At 43.1% G+C, this 17,791-nt stretch carries 15 protein-coding genes and 2 tRNA genes; 13 read left to right on the top strand and 4 right to left on the bottom strand.

Annotated elements, in window-relative coordinates; translation table 11 throughout:
- Window positions 1-40: 40 nt before the first annotated feature.
- Window positions 41-241: a hypothetical protein gene (locus tag H9625_RS01400; protein ID WP_191762797.1), complete on the bottom strand. Its 201-nt coding sequence runs from the start codon at window positions 239-241 to the stop codon at window positions 41-43.
- A 208-nt stretch (window positions 242-449) separates the two neighbouring features.
- Between H9625_RS01400 and H9625_RS01395 the strand changes: the two genes are divergently transcribed.
- The 3 genes from H9625_RS01395 to H9625_RS01385 all read left to right on the top strand — a co-directional run bounded on the left by H9625_RS01395 (window position 450) and on the right by H9625_RS01385 (window position 855).
- Window positions 450-608 carry a hypothetical protein gene (locus tag H9625_RS01395; protein WP_191762796.1) on the top strand — a complete coding sequence of 53 codons (159 nt, stop codon included), beginning with the start codon at window positions 450-452 and terminating at the stop codon, window positions 606-608.
- A 70-nt stretch (window positions 609-678) separates the two neighbouring features.
- A tRNA-Glu gene (locus tag H9625_RS01390) sits at window positions 679-754 on the top strand.
- Between the two features lie 14 nt (window positions 755-768).
- Window positions 769-855 (top strand) — tRNA-Ser (locus H9625_RS01385).
- A 279-nt stretch (window positions 856-1,134) separates the two neighbouring features.
- Here H9625_RS01385 and H9625_RS01380 read toward each other — a convergent pair.
- The gene (locus H9625_RS01380; RefSeq protein ID WP_191762795.1) at window positions 1,135-2,556 is read right to left on the bottom strand and encodes an undecaprenyl-phosphate glucose phosphotransferase; all 1,422 of its coding nucleotides are present in this window, start codon (window positions 2,554-2,556) and stop codon (window positions 1,135-1,137) included.
- A 361-nt stretch (window positions 2,557-2,917) separates the two neighbouring features.
- Here H9625_RS01380 and H9625_RS01375 point away from each other — a divergent pair, with 361 nt between their 5' ends.
- From H9625_RS01375 to H9625_RS01345, 7 genes are all read left to right on the top strand, one after another.
- Entirely contained in the window at window positions 2,918-3,286 is a 369-nt protein-coding gene (locus H9625_RS01375) for a hypothetical protein (RefSeq protein ID WP_191762794.1), read from the top strand.
- A 75-nt stretch (window positions 3,287-3,361) separates the two neighbouring features.
- A complete protein-coding gene (locus tag H9625_RS01370; RefSeq protein WP_022039152.1) occupies window positions 3,362-3,667 on the top strand; it encodes a DUF4286 family protein in 306 nt (101 codons plus the stop codon).
- Entirely contained in the window at window positions 3,664-4,233 is a 570-nt protein-coding gene (gene ruvC, locus H9625_RS01365) for a crossover junction endodeoxyribonuclease RuvC (RefSeq protein WP_022039151.1), read from the top strand. The genes H9625_RS01370 and ruvC overlap by 4 nt, the downstream gene beginning before the upstream one ends.
- A 78-nt stretch (window positions 4,234-4,311) precedes the next feature.
- Entirely contained in the window at window positions 4,312-6,288 is a 1,977-nt protein-coding gene (pulA, locus tag H9625_RS01360) for a type I pullulanase (RefSeq protein WP_191762793.1), read from the top strand.
- A 188-nt stretch (window positions 6,289-6,476) separates the two neighbouring features.
- Entirely contained in the window at window positions 6,477-7,928 is a 1,452-nt protein-coding gene (locus H9625_RS01355) for an ATP-binding cassette domain-containing protein (RefSeq protein WP_191762792.1), read from the top strand.
- Window positions 7,929-8,009: 81 nt separating this feature from the next.
- Complete coding sequence (locus H9625_RS01350) at window positions 8,010-9,554, top strand: carbon-nitrogen hydrolase family protein (protein ID WP_022039148.1); 1,545 nt, start codon at window positions 8,010-8,012, stop codon at window positions 9,552-9,554.
- 469 nt (window positions 9,555-10,023) lie between these two features.
- Window positions 10,024-10,386, top strand: a complete 363-nt coding sequence (locus tag H9625_RS01345; RefSeq protein WP_191762791.1) for a hypothetical protein — start codon at window positions 10,024-10,026, stop codon at window positions 10,384-10,386.
- Between the two features lie 291 nt (window positions 10,387-10,677).
- On the opposite strand, the gene proS is transcribed toward H9625_RS01345, so the two are convergent.
- Window positions 10,678-12,168, bottom strand: coding sequence for a proline--tRNA ligase (gene proS, locus H9625_RS01340; protein WP_087212719.1), 1,491 nt, complete (start codon window positions 12,166-12,168; stop codon window positions 10,678-10,680).
- Between the two features lie 297 nt (window positions 12,169-12,465).
- Here proS and H9625_RS01335 point away from each other — a divergent pair, with 297 nt between their 5' ends.
- Window positions 12,466-13,383, top strand: coding sequence for a helix-turn-helix domain-containing protein (locus H9625_RS01335; protein ID WP_191762790.1), 918 nt, complete (start codon window positions 12,466-12,468; stop codon window positions 13,381-13,383).
- A gap of 171 nt (window positions 13,384-13,554) precedes the next feature.
- Here the strand turns inward: H9625_RS01335 and H9625_RS01330 are convergent, their stop codons facing one another.
- Complete coding sequence (locus H9625_RS01330) at window positions 13,555-14,994, bottom strand: tagaturonate reductase (RefSeq protein WP_022039143.1); 1,440 nt, start codon at window positions 14,992-14,994, stop codon at window positions 13,555-13,557.
- Window positions 14,995-15,295: 301 nt separating this feature from the next.
- Here H9625_RS01330 and uxaC point away from each other — a divergent pair, with 301 nt between their 5' ends.
- Window positions 15,296-16,702: a glucuronate isomerase gene (gene uxaC / locus H9625_RS01325; protein ID WP_013616758.1), complete on the top strand. Its 1,407-nt coding sequence runs from the start codon at window positions 15,296-15,298 to the stop codon at window positions 16,700-16,702.
- A gap of 105 nt (window positions 16,703-16,807) precedes the next feature.
- Window positions 16,808-17,614 carry an MBL fold metallo-hydrolase gene (locus tag H9625_RS01320; protein WP_191762789.1) on the top strand — a complete coding sequence of 269 codons (807 nt, stop codon included), beginning with the start codon at window positions 16,808-16,810 and terminating at the stop codon, window positions 17,612-17,614.
- Window positions 17,615-17,791 lie beyond the last annotated feature (177 nt).

Below are 17,791 nucleotides of genomic sequence, written 5' to 3'. Positions count from 1 at the left end.
TACTCCAAATAAAAAACAATGAAACAAATATACGGAAAGATTATGACTTTACAAATTGTGAAACAAGAAAATAAGAAGCTGTTTTGAATTTCTCCAAAAAGTTTTTCTTGGCTTGATGTATCCGTTTTCGTGTGTGCTTTGGGCGATTTTTTGGTCCTTTTCGCTCCTGTTCTTCGTCAGATAGCCCGCTATCTTCCTCATCACAGAAGCGAAAATGCCTCAAAAACTCACCCCAAATCATCGCACGATAAATTCAAAACAGCTTCTAAAAAACTGATTTCAAGCATGCCTTTTAATGAACATAAGTGAGTTAGCCGTTTCACATAAGTAAGTTATGCGTTTCACATAAGTAAGTCAGTCCTATCACTTATGTTCGTTTGAGAGTGTCAGCATGTGAATGTGTCCTGCAACGACATCAGCAAAACGCACAAATCCATACCGCGCATAGTATGAAAATAGAAAATAAGGACATTCATAAAATAGAAAACCATAGATTGAAAAAAATAGTTTTAAAAACTTGCCCAATTCAAAGAAAAGCCATACCTTTGCAGCCGGAAAAGAAAAAGAAAGATTTTCAATTTAATCAAAACCTATTAAAGGCTTGTTAAGAAGAATGTCATTCTTTTCAGTAGCAATGAAAGGACAAACCGGTCCGGCAATTGCTACAAAAGTTCAGATGGCGCTTTCGTCTAGTGGCCTAGGACGCGGCCCTCTCACGGCTGAAACACGGGTTCGATTCCCGTATGCGCTACCAACCTAAATTATATTGGAAGTTTGGGTGAGTGGCTGAAACCAGCAGTTTGCTAAACTGCCGTACGGGTTACCGTACCGGGGGTTCGAATCCCCCAGCTTCCGCTGTAACTACTGGACAGAAGTGAATAAGGTCCCATAAATCAATGATTTGTGGGACTTTTTTTTACAACTAAAAGTCCACAGAAAACAACATTGTATCTTGTATTTTACATAATACATTCAGGGCAAACGCATCTAAATTATACAGATTATCATCTACAGCAGCATTACACCGCTTGTCCTCCAAAGCCTGCCTTTGGATACCCCAAAACGTATATCCCAAGGGCAGTGTTTTGCAGAAATCAAATGCGTCGGCCCTGATAGTACCGTATCTTGATTTTATCAATAAGCATTTTTTTCACCATGAATGGCATTACGGACTGTGCGGTAGATGATATATAAATCCAACCCGAAACTCCAGTGCTCAATATACCAGATATCACCTAAGATACGTCCTTCCATATCTTTTAATTCTTTGGTTTCCCCCCGATATCCCGTCACTTGGCTCCAGCCTGTTATGCCTGGCTTAACAAAATGACGTACCATATATTTATTAATCAATTTAGAATATTCTTGTGTATGTTTCAGCATATGGGGACGTGGTCCGACTATACTCATGTCACCTAGTAATACGTTGATAAATTGAGGCAATTCGTCTATATTGGTTTTACGCATAATATCCCCCCATCTTGTTTTACGCGGATCATTTTTAGTAGCTTGTACGGTATCAGCATCTTTGTTGACCTTCATAGAGCGGAACTTGATGCAATAAAATTCCTTATCGTTCAGTCCATTACGTTTTTGGCGGAAAAATATCGGACCAGGCATGGTTAATTTGGTAACGATAGCCACAATGATAAAAATGATAGGAAAGAAAGTACATAAGAACAAGAGTGAAAATGCAATATCGAAAGCACGTTTCAAGAACTTGTTTTCCGGACGGCTTAAAGGGTCTGGGCGCAAACTGAGGTAAGGCACATTACCCATCATATTGAAATATACCCGGTTATGTAGATAGTTGCGAAGATTAGGAACGCTGTAAAAATGTACCACATTATTCTCGCAATAATTGATAATGGGCAAAATGACATCTGCTTTTCGCGATGGAAGACAACAGAAAAGATAATGAATATAAGGATGAGCAGAAAGATAGTGTTCCACTTCTTCCGGCTTGCCTAGATAAGTGCAATGTTCATTATCCATGTTAGGATTTGGTTCATCATCAAAATATCCCACAACCCCATAACCACTTGCCGGGTCATCGGTCAATTCATGGTATAACTCGATATTGTTTGGAGTACTTCCCACCAAAACTACATAGTGTATGTTTTTTTTGTTGTTCCGGTAAATTTTCAGGCATGTGCGGAACATAAGCCTGTATATACTTATAATAAGGAATAAGGCAGACAGATAAGCTGCATAAAATAATGATATGACATTAAAATGCATACCTACCGTTAATAAAAAACCACTTACAATGGTAAAATAGAATACATTACGAAATACACGTGCGACAATTTGATACGAATGTACCTTTTGTCGATGTAATATAACCCCTCCACGCATTGTGCATAATAAATAGCAAAGCGACATTACTATAAGAATCTGGGGTAAACTGGAATTAAACAAAACAGGCTTGTCCATCATGTTGGCCCAATAATAAAAAGCATAAAACAATCCATTACATAGGCATAAGTCCCCCATTATCACAAAAGCCTGGATGATACTGTTGTATCTTAGGATGCGATTGCTATTACTCTCCATATAAAATAAGGTTTTAGTTAGACTTTATTTAGTAATTAATTCCTTAAAATAGTTTCTTCGTCTTTTGCCTGTCTGTTTGTTTATTGTGCAAAGATTGTAGTAATTTTAAAGAAAAGCAAATTTTACCCCCTCAAAATCTCATTAATATTTAAATATATGTTAAATAACATGCGATTTTTCTTATATATGTATGTTGAATAACATAATATATATATCTTTGCATTGTGTTTTTCATGGTATTAGATTTAAGGTTAATGAAGATTGGGAATCTGGGAAGATTCCCTTTTTTTATGCTTGCTTTTTCCGATGCATATCAGTCCCTCCAGAGCCACTTTAGAAGCTGTTTTGAATTTATCGTGCGATGATTTGGGATGAGTTTTTGAGGCATTTTCGCTTCTGTGATGAGGAAGATAGCGGGCTATCTGACGAAGAACAGGAGCGAAAAGGACCAAAAAATCGCCCAAAGCACACACGAAAACAGATACATCAAGCCAAGAAAAACTTTTTGGAGAAATTCAAAACAGCTTCTTACTGTAGATGCGACAATACCGGTGCTAAAAATAATCTGTTCATGATAGAACCGCCAATGAATGAAGAATCCTTTCGGACATGGCTTCATCAGTCACATTACCGAAAAACTTTGAAAATCAAAGAAAATAAGCCATATCTTCACTTATGCCAAAACAAGACCTTTTACACGACTTTAAATGAAAGAACCATGAAGGCTTGACTTTTTTCTTCTCACTCTAGCCTATAAATCGAGATTTATATCTAAATTTGCAGGGTAATTTAAAGCTCAAAAATTATGTTGATTTACAATACGACCTTTCACGTGGAGATGGCTGACGCACGCAATTTCGTCATCTGGCTTCACGAATGTTATATTCCCGAGGCAGAAAAATCGGGAGAGTTGAGCAACCCGCGCATCTTGCGCATCCTGAGCCATAAGGAGCAGGACAGCGAGTGCTTCTCTTTGCAATGGGAAGTGGAAGACAGTGCCGCACTGCACCGCTGGCACACGCAGGTGGGAGCACACCTGAATGAGGAACTAAAAAGAACGTTTAAAGACAAGGTGATAGGTTTTCCTACCTTGATGGAGGTCATCGCGTGATACAGCCTGTAAGGGAAAAGATTATTCTGGGCATCGATCCGGGCACGAACATTATGGGCTATGGTGTCTTGAAAGTGACCGGCATTAAGCCTGAAGTGATAACACTGGGAGTCATCGACCTTCGCAAATGCGGTGACCCTTATCTGAAACTGAAACATATCTACCAGCGCGTGCAGGGCATCATCGCTTCGTACCTGCCCGATGAACTTGCCATTGAAGCCCCATTCTTCGGAAAAAACGTCCAGTCTATGCTGAAGCTGGGACGTGCGCAAGGAGTAGCGATAGTGGCAGCTTTGTGCCGTGATATCCCCGTAACCGAATATGCACCTTTGAAAATCAAGATGGCGATAACGGGAAACGGACAGGCCAGCAAAGAGCAGGTAGCAAATATGCTGAAACGGATGCTCCACATCCCCGACTCAGAAATGGGTCCCTTTATGGATGCCACCGATGCACTGGGCGCCGCCTATTGCCATTACTTACAGATGGGGCGTCCGGCACTTCCCGATGCCTATTCGGGATGGAAAGACTATCTTCGGAAACATCCGGAGAAGATCGTGAAATGATGTAAGCTTGTTCACCACAGCAGCACATAGAAGTTTTAATATTTGCACCATCTGTGATGAGTAATAAATATACAGACAATGAATATAAAAACAATATTGTTGATGGGAATGTTAACTACAATGATTTTCGCTTGCCAGCCACATTCTGTTTCGTATGCTTCCTACGATGAGTATCCGGTATACGAAGGGAAGTGGGAAGAAATGACATATACCCCTTTGCATACCAGTTTCGCCTTGTGGGCACCTACCGCCCAACAAGTAAAAGTGCTAGTGTATGAAACCGGACAAGGAGGGTCTGCAAAACGAATGGTTGACATGGAGCCGGCCGAAGACGGTATGTGGAGAACATCGGTAGAGGGCGATTTAAAAGGCTGTTTCTATACTTTTAATGTGCGGATAAACGATGTGTGGCAAGGTGACACACCAGGACTATGGGCAAAGGCAGTGGGCGTAAACGGAAACCGGGCAGCCATTATCGATATGAAAGAAACCGACCCCACCGATTGGGAGAACGATCGCCGTCCGACAGCAAAAAGCTTGCAAGATGCCATCATTTACGAAATGCACTTACGCGATTTTACCACGGATAGCACAGGAGGCATGAAATACCGGGGTAAATACCTTGCCTTGACAGAAGATACTACACATACATGGATGGGAGAACATACAGGACTTGCACATCTGAAAGAGCTAGGGGTAACGCATGTACAGCTGATGCCTGTGTTTGACTTTGCTTCCATCGACGAAAGCCATCCCGAACGTACCCAATACAACTGGGGATATGACCCGAAGAATTACAACGTGCCTGAAGGCTCGTATGCTACAGACCCTTATAATCCCCAAGTGCGTATCCGCGAGTTTAAACAGATGATACAGGCTTTACACAATGCGGGTATCCGTGTAATTATGGACGTAGTATATAATCATACGTTTACTGTTCAAGGAAGTGTGTTTGAACGTACTGTCCCAGGATATTTCTATCGCAAGGATGCGAAAGGAAATTTTGCTAATGGATCGGGATGCGGAAACGAAACTGCCAGCGAACGGGCGATGATGCGCCGCTTTATTGTGGAATCAGTCTGTTATTGGGCAAAAGAGTACCACATCGACGGATTTCGTTTCGACTTGATGGGCTTACACGATGCAGAGACAATGCGTGCCGTACGTCATGCACTTGACCGTATTGACCCTGCCATCTTCATCTGCGGCGAGGGATGGGCGGCATCAGTTCCAAGCCTTTCGCCCGACCTGCTCGCCATGAAAGAGAACGTGAACAAAATGCCCGGAATAGCAGTCTTCCGCGACGAATTCCGCGATAGTTTGCGCGGGCCGTTCGGAAATGACAAGAAAGGGGCTTTCCTGATTGGCAGACCAAACCACGAACAAGGCGTACGTTTCGGCATATCGGGAGGCACATATCCCTTGACTCCCAATGACTCATGTACGGGTTCTCCACTGCAATTCATCAGCTATGTCAGTTGCCATGATGACTTGTGCCTCACCGACCGTTTGAAAGCAACACTTCCAGGAGCTTCAGTGCAGGAACTAGGTTCGCTGCAAAAACTGGCGGCTACTGCCCTCCTTACCTCACAAGGAGTGCCGTTCTTGTTCGCGGGAGATGAATTCTTGCGCACAAGACAAGGGAAACCTAACCCGTATAACCTGCCAGATGAAGTAAATGCCATCCGCTGGAATGACAAGGCATTGCATCGTGACGTATTCGATTATTACCGAGGGCTGATAGCCATGCGCAAGGGGCATCCAGCCTTCCGCATGGGAGATGCTGCTTTGATAAGAGAACATTTAGAATTTATCCCCGTACCTGCCTCTAGCGTTGTGGCTTTCCGCCTGAAAGGGAACCCATGTGGAGACGCTTGGCTCAACACAATAGTAGTGCTCAATGCACGTACAGAAGCCGTAAAAGTGAATATCCCAGAAGGAAAGTATTGGGTGGTATGCCAGAATGGAAAAGTTGATTTGGTACTGGGACTTGGCACAATAACGGGGAACCAACTCCAAGTAGCTCCTCGCTCAGCCACGATAATACACCAATGATTTATGGAAACAGGAACATTAAGACACAAAATCGCGAAGAACTCCTTTTTAGGAAAAACCAAACCCACAGAGATTTGCCGAGAATTATCTCTTCACATGCTCTGCTTCTCTAAAAACAGGAAACTTTGCTTTAACAATAACAACTCTGCGTATTTGCGTCTTTGTGTTCAATTATAATATAAAAAACAATGCAACATATCATTACCATCGAAAACGGCATAACCCGCCATCCGGCATACCGGATGAAAGAACCAGTGAACCTGCAATTCAACGAAGGTGAACACATCGCCATCGTCGGACCCAACGGTGGAGGAAAGAGCCTGCTGGTTGACACCCTAACCGGACGTTATCCCTTGCTAATGAACGAAGTGAAATATGACTTCTCGCCTTCTGCATCGAAAATGGTGTCCGATAACATCAAGTATATCACCTTCCGCGACTCGTATGGTGACTCCGATGCTACATATTATTACCAACAACGCTGGAATGCACACGACCTGGACGACACGCCTGTTGTACGCGACTTGCTCCCCGAGTGTAAGGATGAAACGTTAAAACAAAACTTGTTTGACTTGTTCGGCATCAAGGCGATGCTCGACAAGCATATTATCCTTCTTTCAAGTGGCGAACTCCGTAAGTTCCAACTCACCAAGACCTTGCTGAGTCATCCTAGGGTGCTGATTATGGACAATCCGTTCATTGGCCTAGACGCCAAGACGCGCGACTTGCTGCATGTCTTGTTGAAACGCCTCACCGAGGTAACCCACCTACAAGTCATCCTTGTGCTTTCGAAGTCGGATGATATTCCTGCATTCATCACCCACGTGGTGCCTGTATCCAACAGAGTGTGCGGAAAGAAAATCACACTTTCTGAATACTTGGCTTCGCATCCTGAAATCCCAGCTCGTGTATTGTCTGAGGAAAAACGCGCACGCATCCTGAATCTGCCATATGCCGAAGGTTTATATCACAGTGACCACATCGTTGACCTGAACAAGGTGAGCATCCGTTACGGAAACCGCACTATACTGAAAGACCTCGACTGGTCTGTGCGCTGCGGCGAACGGTGGGCCTTAAGCGGCGACAACGGATCAGGCAAGTCTACCCTACTCAGTCTGGTATGTGCCGATAATCCGCAAAGCTATGCATGTGACATCTCCCTCTTCGGACGGAAGCGCGGAAGCGGAGAAAGTATTTGGGAAATCAAACGGCACATCGGGTACGTCAGCCCTGAAATGCACCGCGCCTATTTGAAAAACCTACCAGCTGTCGACATCGTGGCAAGCGGCCTGCACGACTCCATCGGGCTATACAAAAAGCGGAGTGACGCCGACCGTGCCATGTGTGAATGGTGGATGGACATCTTCGGTATCCTCGCCTTGAAAGACCGCAGTTTCTTACAACTTTCCAGTGGTGAACAACGCCTCGTATTACTGGCACGCGCTTTTGTGAAAGATCCCGAGTTATTGATATTAGACGAGCCACTTCACGGACTCGACTTGTTCAACCGCCGGATGGTGAAAGACATCATCGAGGCGTTTTGCCAACGCCAAGGCAAAACTTTAATTATGGTGACACACTACCAGGAAGAACTTCCGGCATGTATCACCCACCGGCTTTATTTGACTAGAAACGGATAAAGATATACTAACGACAAGGTGGAAATATACGAGTAATGTTGTATACCAACCCACTTTGCCACATTAATAATTATAACCATTATGGAACAGACACATAAAATCAACAAAGTAGAAATCCGCAACTTGCGGATGGAAGATTATGACCAGTTGGCACAATCATTCACACGCGTGTACGCCGACCGGGACGTATTTTGGACACGCGCTCAGATAAAGAAGTTGATTGCCATTTTTCCGGAAGGGCAAATCGTGACCGTGGCAGACGACAAGATTGTAGGCTGTGCGCTCTCCATTATCGTTGACTATGACATGGTGAAAGGCGACCATACCTATGCCAAAGTAACTGGCAATGAAACTTTCAATACCCATAACCCGAAAGGGAACATCCTCTATGGCATCGAAGTGTTTATCCACCCCGAATACAGAGGTCTTCGCCTGGCACGACGCATGTATGACTACCGAAAAGAACTGTGCGAAAAGTTGAATCTGAAAGCAATTATGTTTGGCGGACGCATTCCAAACTATCACAAGTATGCCGACACGATGCGCCCGAAAGAGTACATCGAAAAAGTACGCCTGCGCGAGATTTATGACCCTGTACTCACCTTCCAGTTATCGAACGACTTCCACGTGCGCCGTGTGATGCGCAACTACTTGCCCAACGACGAGGAATCGCGTCATTGCGCCACACTCCTTCAATGGGACAACATTTACTATCAACCACCTACCGACTCGTATGTAGACAAAAAAACTACCGTGCGCGTAGGCCTGGTGCAATGGCAGATGCGTTCATACAAGACTCTTGATGATGTATTCGAACAGGTAGAGTTTTTCGTGGATGCCGTTTCGGGCTATAAGAGCGATTTTGTACTTTTCCCCGAATATTTCAATGCTCCGTTGATGGCTAAATTTAACGATATGGGTGAGGCACAATCCATCCGCGCCCTGGCGCAATACACCGAAGAAGTACGTGACCGCTTCGTTGAGCTTGCCATCAGCTACAACATCAACATCATCACCGGAAGCATGCCTTACGTAAAAGATGACGGAAGCCTGTACAACGTAGGATTCCTCTGCCGCCGTGACGGAACTTACGAAATGTATGAAAAAGTCCATGTCACCCCCGATGAGGTAAAGAGCTGGGGCTTGAGTGGTGGACGTATGGTACGTACCTTCGATACCGACTGTGCAAAAATCGGCGTACTGATTTGCTACGACGTCGAATTCCCCGAACTCTCCCGACTGATGGCAGACCAAGGGATGCAAATCCTTTTCGTGCCTTTCCTCACCGATACACAGAACGGATATTCACGTGTACGTGTCTGTGCCCAGGCGCGTGCCATCGAGAATGAATGTTTCGTGGTGATAGCTGGAAGTGTCGGTAATCTGCCCCGCGTGCATAACATGGATATCCAATATGCCCAGTCGGGTGTATTCACGCCATGCGACTTCGCTTTTCCGACCGATGGCAAACGTGCCGAGGCTACTCCGAATACCGAGATGATTCTGGTATCGGATGTCGACCTTGACCTGCTGAACGAGCTTCACACCTACGGAAGTGTGCGCAACCTACGCGACCGTCGCAGCGACCTCTACGAACTGCGAATGAAAAAGAGTGCACAAGAATAAAAAACTAAAGGAAACGAATGTTTTTAATAATGTGCTTTAAATGAAGATATACTTATTTGACATTTCAGGCTGTAGCAGTTAACTGGAATGGCTTATGAAGTATATCTTCGTTTTCGTAGATGATGCATTGGCTGAATGGCAGACATTCATCTAAAGAAAACTTATCATTTTAACGAACTATTGTTTATGGCAACATTAATCTTACAAAAGGTTGCTTCTTTTTCAGATAACACATTTAGAATATTACAATTCCATTTCAAAAACATACATTTTGCTATATTGATATTGATTTACATCAATAAATGACACCTTTATTTGTGATTTTCTCCAATATTGCTTTTATGTTATTCAACACATTCTTATCTTTGCAGTGGTAAAAAGATAAAGCTCGAGCTAAACTAGATTTAAAAAGATAACGTAATTGTTTTAAGGTAACAAGTTTTTAGGTAACATTTAAAATTTAGGTATTATGAAAAAGTTTGGATTAACATTAGTAGCTGCTTTAGCGTTTTCTGCATCAGTATTTGCTAACGGTGTAAATGATTCAACTGTTGTTGCCAAATGGGATGGATCTATTAACAAGGCTAAACTGAATAAGTATTTGAAATTAACTTCAGCACAGAATGAAGAAGTTGCAGATATCTGCGATTACTTTCAGGAACAAATGAAGTTAGCGAACAGATCGTCTAAAGATACTGACCAGAAAGTCCGTAATGCGGTTTATGGAAATTTGAAGTTGATGAAAAAGACATTAAATGACAAGCAGTATGCCGATTACGTTCGTCTGATGGCGTTAACTTTGCGTAATAAAGGCATTAACATCGACAAATAATTCGTTCAAATAATTTAACCATAAGGCGAATCAATAATCAATTTTATCTGATTCGCAAGCAACATTGGATCAGGTTAGCATTGCAGCAACCAGCTCCATAAAAATAAAAACAGTGTCAGCTAGAGATAAAACATTAACTCTGCCGACACTGTTTTTTATACAATATCTCTAAACTGATACAAGACAAAAACATGTTCTCACTATCAGCCAACTTCTAATACTCCTTTCCCTGTTTCCAATCAGGATTGGAATCCTGCAAAGCAAAACTCCAATCCTCAGGAAGAAAAATAATCAATAAGCACGTGCAAACAATACGCGGCGTACCGAAGGTTTACCTGTTACCATATCGACGCCCGGTGTCAGACTTTCCTCGTCTGCTTCGAACGGGATGCAACGGATGGTTGCTTTCGTCTCTTCCTTGATACGTTCTTCAGTTTCAGTCGTACCATCCCAGTGTGCAAGGATGAATCCGCCCTTTTCGATCTGTTCCTTGAACTGTTCGTAAGTATCCACTTTCACAATGTGTTCATTGCGGTATTTCAAGGCTTTCTGGTAGATATTCTCCTGAATTTCTTCCAACAGATTCTTTACGTATTCCTCAATACCGTCGCATGAGCGGGTCTCCTTTTCCAACGTATCGCGGCGCATCAGTTCAATGGTATTGTTTTCAAGGTCTCTGCCACCCATTGCCAAACGTACGGGAACACCCTTCAGCTCGTAATCGGCAAACTTAAATCCCGGACGCTTATTATCGGCATTATCATATTTCACGGTAACACCCATATTACGGAGTTTCGTGACAATACCTTCCACTTTCGCATCAATCTGTTTCAGCTGCTCATCGTTCTTGTAAATAGGAACAATGACCACCTGAATCGGCGCCAGATGTGGAGGAAGAACCAAACCATTATCATCCGAATGAGTCATGATAAGTGCCCCCATCAAACGGGTAGACACTCCCCATGAAGTAGCCCATACGTAATCAAGCTTATTGTTCTTATCGACGAATTGCACATTGAATGCCTTAGCAAAATTTTGTCCCAGGAAATGGGATGTACCACACTGCAAAGCCTTACCGTCCTGCATCAGTCCTTCAATGGTATAAGTATCCAATGCTCCGGCAAAACGTTCGTTGGCACTCTTCACTCCTTTAATGACCGGCACTGCCATGTATTTTTCAGCAAAATCACCATACACGTGCAACATCTTCTGTGCTTCGGCTTCGGCTTCCTCACGGGTAGCATGCGCCGTATGTCCTTCTTGCCACAGAAACTCGGCTGTACGCAGGAAAAGACGTGTGCGCATTTCCCAGCGCACTACATTTGCCCACTGATTGCAAAGGATAGGCAAGTCACGATACGAATTAATCCAGTTTTTGTAGGTACTCCAAATAATGGTTTCCGAAGTAGGACGGATTATCAGTTCTTCTTCCAGTTTAGCTGCCGGGTCGACAATGACACCCGAACCATCCTCGGCATTCTTCAGGCGATAATGAGTGACCACCGCACATTCTTTAGCGAACCCTTCCACATGTTCTGCCTCACGGCTCAAGTATGATTTTGGAATAAGTAACGGGAAGTAAGCATTCACATGTCCCGTTTCCTTAAACATTGTATCCAGCTGGTGCTGCATTTTTTCCCAGATGGCGTACCCATAAGGTTTGATTACCATACAGCCACGCACGGGCGACTGCTCTGCCAGGTCTGCTTTTACTACCAAATCATTGTACCATTGCGAATAATTCTCGCTTCTTTTGGTCAGTTCTTTCAGTTCTTTTGCCATAGATATGTCTTTTGTTTGATTATTCTCCAAGATTTCGTTCGAATTGCAAAATTAGTAAAAAAAGCACTCAATATCGCGTAACTGGCTGTTTTTTTCTCATATCCGGAAGCCATAATACCAAAAACTTCAGATATTTCCGATGCTTTACACACACAATCACAGCAAAATCTGCAGCAAGAGCCTGATTCTTATGGAGAAAAATTACGGAGATTTGTACCTTAATTACAGATTCTATTCCATCAAGCATAGCATTTTTCCACAAAATATGTATTTTTGCTACGTAAAATATACACGCATATGAAAGAAGATTTTATCAAAATGGATTCGGTAGAAACGTACAATCAACTATTCGGGTTAGAATCGCTCCATCCGCTGGTAAATGTCATCGACCTGGACGAAGCAACATACTTTCCTACTCATTTCACCATCAATTATGGAATATATGCCTTGTTTCTAAAAGATACCCGATGTGGAGATATCCGCTATGGCAAGCAAACTTACGATTATCAAGACGGAACCATTGTCAGTTTCGCACCTGGACAAGTTGCAGAAACAGAACTTCAGAAAGGAGTAAAGCCCAAGGCTAAAGGCCTCTTGTTCCACCCTGATCTGATAAAAGGCACATCACTGGGGCAAGAAATCAAATCATATTCATTCTTTGCATATAGTTCGTACGAAGCATTACACCTCTCGGATGAAGAACAAAACACCATCCTTGACTGCCTGACAAACATAAAAGCAGAATTGATGCACCCGATAGACAAACTAAGCAAAAGACTGATAACCAGAAATATACAACTACTACTGGATTATTGTATGCGTTTCTACAACCGACAGTTCGAAACTCGGAAAGAAGTCAACAAGGATGTCCTGACACGTTTTGAATCGTTGCTGGATGACTATTTCCACAACGGAAAGACCCAAGTAGAAGGTATTCCCACAGTGAGATACTTTGCAGAGAGAGTATTCCTATCGCCCAATTATTTTGGAGACCTCATAAAAAAAGAAACAGGCAAAACGCCACAAGAATACATCCAGAATAAAATCATTGACACCGCCAAGGATCTGCTTTTAGGTTCGGACAAAACCATTACTCAAATAGCCTACGAACTAGGGTTTCAATATTCACAGCATTTTAACCGGGTTTTCAAAAAGCATACAGGACACTCTCCTAATGAATACCGGAAAACACAAACATTTTATCCAACAGCCTAAAGACTGCGATATTCCACATCCGTTTATTCATAATTCCAGTCCGCTGGTCCATTGTTGCCGAACATGAAGAAGGTAGAGGAAATTAAGAAACTTGGACCCATAAAAAAGAAGGGAAGTAAAAATCACTTCCCTCCCCCACATGGAATTTCTAACAATTAAGTTAAGGCACTATTACAGAATCGACTTCACAGTTTCCAACATACCTTTTTCCTGAATGCTGTCCAAATCAGCTTTTACGGCTGCGGTCAATCCCGGAATCTGATTCAAATCTTCGCCCCAAATAGACTGTGCCGCCAATACGCCTTCTGCAATCTTCTGCGTATCGCCTGTAGCCCACAATTGTTTCAGCAAATCCATGATTTCCGGAGCATCATTCGGAACGATTTCAGCACCGTCTTCGCGTACGCCGCCTTTATAATAAGTAATGATAGCAGCCAGTCCCAATACCAAGCCTTTCGGAAGTTCACCCTTACGTTCCAAATATACCTTCAAGCCAGGCAGGTCACGAGTCTGGTATTTCGGGAATGAGTTCAGCATGATAGAGGTTACTTGATGGTCAACGAACGGATTGTTGAAGCGTTCCAGTACATCATGAGCGAATTGTTCCAATTCAGCCTTCGGCAAATTCAAGGTTTCCATCAGTTCGTCAAACATCACCTTGTGGATGAACTTGCCGATAACCGGATGCTGGCAAGCGTCGCGGACGATATTTACTCCCGACAGATATGCAACCGGCGACAATACGGTATGCGGACCGTTCAGCAACGTAACTTTTCTTTCATGATACGGAGCTTCAGACGGAACGAACAAGACATTCAGACCTGCCTTGTCTGCAGGGAATTCTTTTGCCACTTCTTGCGGTGCCTCGATTACCCACAAATGGAAAATTTCACCCTGTACCACCATGTTATCATCATATTGCAGTTTTTCTTTGATAGCATCAATTTCCTTGCGCGGGAATCCCGGAACGATACGGTCTACCAAAGTAGCATATACACCGCAGGCTTTTTCGAACCAATTCTTGAAATCCTCGCCCAAATTCCACAATTCAATATACTGATAAATGGTTTCTTTCAGCTTATGCCCGTTCAAGAAAATCAATTCGCAAGGGAAAATAATCAAACCTTTTGACATATCACCATTGAATGTCTTAAAACGATGATACAGCAATTGGGTCAGTTTACCCGGATAAGAAGCAGCAGGAGCATCATCCAGTTTGCACGAAGGGTCGAAAGCAATACCTGCTTCGGTAGTATTCGAAATCACAAAACGCATCTCAGGCTGCTCGGCAAGTTTCATAAACTCGTCAAATTGACTGTATGGATTCAATGCACGGCTTACTACATCAATCAATGTCAGGCTATTCACCACCTGACCTTTATCAAGTCCCTGCAAATTAACGTGATACAAACAGTCTTGATTGTTCAGCGTATCAATCATACCTTTACCCAAAGGCTGCACAATGACTACACTGCTATTGAAATCTGTCTTCTGGTCCATATTATAAACAATCCAGTCGACAAACGCACGTAAAAAGTTACCTTCACCAAATTGAATGATTCTTTCAGGACGAACAGGCTTGTTCGCATTTTCTTTGTTTAACGGTCTCATACTTTGTATTTATTTTTAGGTTTACTGTTGCATACAATACATATTCAAGTTCAAATCACCTTCACAAATGGTAAAAAATATTTATCCAGCACATAACCTACCCATCAACGAAGTGATTAATTTTACTAAATATTCGCTGCAAATATACGAAATATTTTGTTATTCCAAATAAAATTTCTATTTTCGTGTTCGATAACGGAGAATAAAACGATATTTGTGTTGTTCAGCATAAAAAATCGTTCCAGCAATTAGAAAAAGTGAAAATACCTAACAAAAAACATAAACCAAAAAGAAAACTTATATGAAAAAATTTATGGACGAAAATTTCCTGTTGAAAACAGAAACTGCACAGGAATTATACCACAACCACGCTGCCAAGATGCCTATTATCGATTACCATTGCCATTTGATTCCGAAAATGGTAGCCGATGATTATCAATTCAAGTCAATCACAGAAATCTGGCTGGGCGGTGACCACTATAAATGGCGTGCTATGCGTAGCAACGGTGTAGACGAACGCTATTGTACCGGAAAAGACACCACAGATTGGGAAAAATTCGAAAAGTGGGCAGAAACTGTTCCTTACACATTCCGTAACCCCTTGTATCATTGGACTCATCTGGAACTGAAAACCGCTTTCGGTATCGATAAAATCCTGAACCCCTCTACCGCACGTGAAATATTCGAAGAATGTAATGCCAAATTGGCTACTCCTGAATACTCTGCACGCAACTTGATGCGCCGCTACCACGTAGAGACAGTATGTACGACAGACGACCCTGTAGATTCTTTGGAATATCATATCGCAACACGCGAAAGCGGCTTCGAAATCAAGATGCTTCCGGCTTGGCGTCCCGATAAGGCCATGGCTGTAGAATCTGCAGCCAACTATCGTGCTTACATCGAAAAACTGGCGGAAGTAAGCGGCGTAAACATTTCTTCGTTCGATGACATGATTGACGCTTTGCGCAAACGTCACGCATTCTTTGCAGAACAAGGATGTAGATTGTCTGACCACGGAATCGAAGAATTCTATGCAGAAGACTATACCGACGCTGAAATCCGTGCGATATTCAATAAAGTATACGGCGGCACGGAATTGACGAAAGAAGAAATCCTGAAGTTCAAGTCGGCTATGTTGGTTATCTTTGCCGAAATGGACTGGGAAACCGGTTGGGCACAACAATATCACTACGGAGCTATCCGCGACAACAACAGCAAGATGTTCAAGTTATTGGGACCGGATACCGGTTTTGACTCTATCGGTGAATTCAACACAGCCAAATCAATGTCGAAATTCCTCGACCGTTTGAACTCTGAAGGCAAACTGACTAAAACCATCCTGTACAACCTGAATCCATGCGCGAATGAAGTCGTTGCTACCATGCTGGGCAACTTCCAGGACGGTTCGGTACCGGGCAAGATTCAGTTCGGTTCGGGCTGGTGGTTCCTCGATCAGAAAGACGGTATGGAAAAGCAGATGAACGCGCTTTCACTGCTGGGCTTGTTGAGCCGCTTTGTAGGTATGCTTACAGACTCGCGTTCATTCCTGTCTTATCCGCGTCATGAATACTTCCGCCGCACATTATGTAATTTGTTAGGCAATGATGTTGAAAACGGAGAACTCCCGGAATCAGAAATGCCGCGCATCCAGCAAATGGTAGAAGATATTTGCTATAACAACGCAAAGAATTATTTCAATTTCTAATCGTTCTTCATAAATCAGATTTTGCATGAGAAAGCCCGCTATTTGGCGGGCTTCTTTCTTTTTCGTATCTTTGTCCGCTCCTAAAAACAAAAAGACAGAAAGAACATGAAGGTACAATTTATGAGCTTAGGTAGCGGAAGCAGCGGAAACTGTTATTATCTTGCCACCGAGACATGCAGTATATTAATAGATGCCGGAGTAGGCATCCGCACTGTAAAGAAAATATTCAAGGATTACAACATTGACATGCAGTGTATCCACGCCATCTTTATCACACATGACCATGCCGACCATATAAAAGCTGTAGGCAACCTTGCCAAACGGTATAATATCCCCGTCTATGCCACACAGGCTATCCACAAAGGTATGGAGCGCAGCTACTGCATGACCGAAAAACTTTCGGCAGACTGCATCCGTCTGATAGAAAAAGAAAAAACTATCAGCCTGGATGATTTCACCATAACCTGCTTCGAGGTGCCTCATGACGGTACAGACAATGTGGGTTATTGCATAGAAACAGGCGACAAGACTTTCGCCTTTCTTACCGATATGGGCCACATTACCCCTACAGCTGCTTCATACATCGAACGTGCCGATTACCTGATTCTGGAAGCCAATTACGATGATGCCATGCTGCAGATGGGACCTTATCCCCCTTATCTGAAAGCACGTATCGCCGGGCCAAACGGACACATGAGCAACCGTGAGGCAGCCCAGTTTATTGCCGAGCACTTTCCTCCCCACCTGAAGGTACTTTGGCTTTGCCATCTAAGCAAAGACAACAACCATCCGGAACTTGCATACAAGACCGTAGAACTTGCCTTGCGCGAACAAGGCATCGTAGCAGGACGCGATATACAACTTTGCGCACTAAAGCGCACGCTGCCTTCAGAGTTGTATACTTTCGAATAAGATTGTCTGATTCTGGAAAAAGTCCCACAGATAGATGCGCCGACACATATAGGTTCATCTGCTGTAAGATTATTAATCTTCAGGCTGCAAGATTATTAATTAGTGTGTCCAGTTCTACGTTCCTAAAAAAGCAGTATCAAACGCCCTTGTTATTGTTCATATTATGCTCTGAAATTT

The organism is Phocaeicola intestinalis, assembly GCF_014837065.1.
In the GTDB taxonomy this organism is placed as follows: domain Bacteria; phylum Bacteroidota; class Bacteroidia; order Bacteroidales; family Bacteroidaceae; genus Phocaeicola; species Phocaeicola intestinalis.
Note: the sequence above shows the minus strand (reverse complement) of the source record. Positions and strands in the feature narration are given on the sequence as shown.